The organism is Bifidobacterium sp., assembly GCF_050874245.1.
GTDB lineage: Bacteria > Actinomycetota > Actinomycetes > Actinomycetales > Bifidobacteriaceae > Bifidobacterium.
Genome location: NZ_JBNMKH010000115.1, coordinates 1 through 4,158, shown reverse-complemented (window position 1 = coordinate 4,158; position 4,158 = coordinate 1). Strand labels below are relative to the sequence as shown.

The 4,158-nt window shown below is 64.7% G+C and carries 3 protein-coding genes; all 3 read left to right on the top strand.

The annotated features are described in order from the left end of the window. Positions 1 to 11 precede the first annotated feature (11 nt). The 3 genes from ACR0P8_RS08840 (at position 12) to ACR0P8_RS08830 (ending at position 3,964) form a co-directional block, all read left to right on the top strand. Positions 12 to 1,328 carry a homoserine dehydrogenase gene (locus tag ACR0P8_RS08840; RefSeq protein WP_432624717.1) on the top strand — a complete coding sequence of 439 codons (1,317 nt, stop codon included), beginning with the start codon at positions 12 to 14 and terminating at the stop codon, positions 1,326 to 1,328. A gap of 201 nt (positions 1,329 to 1,529) precedes the next feature. After that, entirely contained in the window at positions 1,530 to 2,534 is a 1,005-nt protein-coding gene (gene thrB / locus ACR0P8_RS08835; RefSeq protein WP_432624716.1) for a homoserine kinase, read from the top strand. After that, on the top strand, positions 2,531 to 3,964 hold the full coding sequence (locus ACR0P8_RS08830; RefSeq protein ID WP_432624715.1) for a Maf family protein: 1,434 nt from the start codon (positions 2,531 to 2,533) through the stop codon (positions 3,962 to 3,964). Before thrB ends, ACR0P8_RS08830 begins: the two co-directional genes overlap by 4 nt. Positions 3,965 to 4,158 lie beyond the last annotated feature (194 nt).

The window sequence follows — 4,158 nt, the reverse complement described above, 5'->3', positions numbered from 1 at the left end:
GGGAGGTTGCCTTGGCACAGGAAGATGTTGCGCCGATTCGCGTTGGATTGCTGGGCGCGGGTACCGTCGGTTCCCAGACCGCACGTCTGCTGGTCGAGCAGAAGGACGAGCTTGCCGCACGTATCGGACGGCCGATCGAGCTGACCGGCGTCGCCTGCCTTGACCCGGCGGAAACCGATCCGTTCCCGTGGATCGACAAGGCCGTCGTGACCACCGACACCATGAGCGTGGCCACCAATTCCGACATCGTCATCGAGCTGATCGGCGGAACCGGCGTGGCCCGCAAGTTCGTGCTCGCCGCCATCGAATCCGGCGCGTCCGTAGTCACCGCCAACAAGGCGCTGCTGGCCAAGTACGGTCCGGAGATCTACGCGGCCGCCGAAGCCAAGGGCGTCGACATCTACTTCGAAGCCTCCGTGGGAGGCGCCATCCCGTTCCTCAAGCCGCTGCGCGAATCCCTCGTCGGAGACAAGGTGACCAGCATGCTCGGCATCGTCAACGGCACCACCAACTACATCCTCGACGAGATGACCACCAAGGGTCTCGACTTCGACGACGTGCTCAAGGACGCGCAGGCCAAGGGCTACGCCGAGGCTGACCCGACCGGCGACATCGAAGGCTACGACGCGGCCAACAAGGCCGCCATCATGGCCACGCTCGGCTTCCACACCGCCGTCACCATCGACGACGTCTCCGTCGAAGGCATCACCAAGATCACCGCCGACGACATCGCGGCCGCAACCGCGGAAAACAAGGTCATCAAGCTGCTCGCCGTCGTGGAGAACACCGAGGACGGCGTGTCCGCGCGCGTCTACCCGGCGCTGATCCCCAACACCCATCCGCTGGCCAGCGTGCACGGCTCCTTCAACGCCGTGTTCGTCAAGGCCGAGGCCGCCGACGACCTCATGTTCTACGGCCGTGGCGCTGGCGGCGCACCGACCGCCTCCGCGGTCGTCGGAGACGTCGTGACCGAGGCCCGCCACATCGCACAGGGCTGCACCGGTCCATCCATTCCGCTGTACAACGATCTGAAGAAGGCTCCGATCGAGGCGTCCAAGGCCGAGTTCGCCGTCCGCTTCGTGATCCACGACAACCCGGGCGTGCTCGCCGCCATCGCGGCCAAGTTCGCCGATCATGGCGTGTCCATCAACGGCGTGAACCAGGACCTGAAGCCCACGCTCAAGGATCCGGGCTATGACGGTGAGCTGCAGCAGCTGCGCCTGGTCACCCACATGACCGACGAGCTCACCCTGCGCGAGACCGTCAAGGACGTGTGCCAGCTGGAATGCGTGGTCGGCGAACCGTCGATCCTGCGCGTGCTGGACTGACATCGGCGAATCGATTCGGGCCCATGACGCGAACGGCATGTGAGTCATGCGTGTTGCGCGTTGTGGGCCCGAACGCGGTTGACGGCTTCGGATGACCCAGGACATGGCTGTGGATATGGCTACAGATGGTATTGAATTTGACTCCTGCACCGCCGCGATATACGGTGCTTGATTTGTAAAGAGGACGAAGGACGGCGAGAAATGACCCCAGTTACCCGCAAGGTGCGTGTGAAGGTTCCGGCTACCAGCGCCAATCTTGGATCCGGCTTCGATACGGTCGGCCTGGCTCTGGACTATCACGACGAGCTTGAATTCACGTTGAGCGCCGATCCGGTGAACACCGCGGCGCAGGTGATGATCGAAGGCGAGGGCGAGGACACCCTGCCGCGTGACGAGACACATCTGGTGGTCTCCACCTTCCGCCGTGCATGCCAGACGTTCGGCCTGGGGCGCGTCGGCTTCATCCTGCAGGCGCACAACAACATTCCGCAGGCGCGAGGCATGGGCTCCTCCGCCGAAGCCATCGTGGCAGGCATCGCCGCGGCCGCGGCCTTCGCCCAGGACGACGACCTCAACCGCGACGCGGTGTTCGAACTGGCCGCCGCCATCGAAGGCCATCCGGACAACGTGGCTCCCGCCGTGTACGGAGGGCTCACCATGTCCTGGGACATGGACACCCCCGAAGGTGTTGGTTCCGTGCCGATTCCGGGCGGTGAGCCGATGCACAACGGCTTCCACACCATCAACTACCGTGTGGCCGACGACCTGACCGCGGCCGTGTTCGTGCCAGACTACGAGCTGTCCACCGAAAAGGCCCGTCAGGCACTGCCGAGCGAGATTCCGTTCAAGGACGCCGTGCACAACGTGTCCCGCGTAAGCCTGCTGCCGGCCGCCATGAATCCGGCCATGCTGGCCTCCGGCTCCCGTCAGAACGCCAATGCGTTGCTGTTCGCCGCCACGCAGGATCGTCTGCACCAGCCGTTCCGCGCGCCGCTGATGGAACCGTCCTGGGCGCTGATCGAGAAGATGCGCTCCCATGGCTTCGCCTCCACGGTATCCGGCGCCGGCCCATGCGTGCTGGTGCTCCACCATGGCGACGCGCACGAGGAGCTTGAGCGGATCGCTGCCGAGGAGCTGGCATCCGGCCACTGGCGCGTGCTGCACCTCGCGGTCGACACCAAGGGCGTGCAGGTGGAGCGCGCATGAGCATTCCGCTGATTCTCGCATCCCAGTCCCGTCCGCGCCGTGACGTGCTGTTCTCGGCCGGTATCTGCCCGACCATCCGCGTCTCTCATGTGGACGAGCCGGCCGCGCTGGAACGCGAGGCCGCGGCACTCGGCACCACGGTTGACGATCTGACCGTCGAACAACGCGTGATGATCCTCGCCACCGCCAAAGCCGAGGCCGTGCATCAGGCGTACCGCAACATCGCGGACACCGCATCGCACGCGAGCGGCGAACGCATCGTCGGATTCCCGCTGAAGGCGACCGGACAGGAGTCCGGCTCCGGCGAACGCGTCACCTTGCGCGCGGACGAGGTCCAATCCGCCGACAGTGTGAAAACCCGTGATTTCTCCGGTATCGCCGTACCCACCGTCACCGAGCCGATCGCCGATTTTCTGGACGGACGGCCAAGTCTGACCCGCTCGAAGGTCGGACCGCTGATTCTGGGGTGCGATTCCATGTTCCTTCTGGACGGCGAATGCTACGGCAAGCCGCACAGCGAGGAGGTCGCGCGCGAACGTCTACGCGCCATGCGCGGCTCCACCGGCGAGCTGTGGACCGGCCATTGCCTCATCGACTTCGCTTCGGGCCGCATGGTGCGCGGCGCCAGCAAGGCCACGCTACATTTCTGCGATTATTCCGATCGCGACATCGAACGCTACATCGCCACGGGCGAGCCGCTGGAAGTGGCGGGCTCGTTCACCTTGGAAGGCTTCGGCGGCGCGTTCATCGATTCGATCGAAGGCGATCCGCACGGCATCATTGGCCTGAGCCTTCCGCTGGCACGCCGGCTGGCGGCGCAGCTGGGCGTCGAATGGACGGATTTGTGGAACGTCAAGCGTTCCGACCTGGCACCCACCGTCGAATACGATTCGAAGACGGGGGCGGAGAAGCCGCTGCCGCCCAAGGAGAACGTGCACCAGCCGGGCGATGGCTGGGTGGTCTGCGATTGCGGACGCAAGCATTGGGGCACGAACGGCGCGTCCGGCGTGCTGCTGGCACGCCGTGACGAGACGACCGGCGAAGTGACGCACGTCGTCATGCAGCATCGCGCCGCATGGAGCGCGGAAGGCGGCACGTGGGGCATTCCCGGTGGCGCCACCGCGGACGGCGAAAGTCCCATCGAAGGCGCGTTGCGCGAATCGTATGAGGAAGCCAACATCACGCCGGAGGACATCGACGTGGTCGGCTCGTACTGCGAGGACCACGGACCGTGGGCGTACACCACGGTGTTCGCGTTCGAAAAGCCGGGACATCACGTCGAGCCGAAGGCCAACGACGACGAAAGCATGGAGATCGAATGGGTGCCGATCGACGAGGTGCCCAACCGCAAGCTGCTGACCGCCATGCGCACCGACTGGCCCAATTTCGCAAAGCGGCTACGCGACCTGGCCGATGTGCGCAACAGCTGACGGAACGAACGGTAATCCGCGGTCATACGGGTCTTCAAAACCTAGGAACAAGAAGACCGTTAGCGCTAACTAAAGTTGCGTGTACAATAGGCGAACGTACCAACAATTGTGTGCGAAAGGCGATGGGGCATGGCAGGCAAACGCAATGCGGGCAATAAGCGTCCTTCGATGTTCGAAGTGGCGAAACTGGCTGG

Bases quoted from the DNA above. Each gene is read 5' to 3' on its own strand.
- thrB (WP_432624716.1), top strand. From the start codon at position 1,530: ATGACCCCAGTTACCCGCAAGGTGCGTGTGAAGGTTCCGGCTACCAGC.
- ACR0P8_RS08830 (WP_432624715.1), top strand. From the start codon at position 2,531: ATGAGCATTCCGCTGATTCTCGCATCCCAGTCCCGTCCGCGCCGTGAC.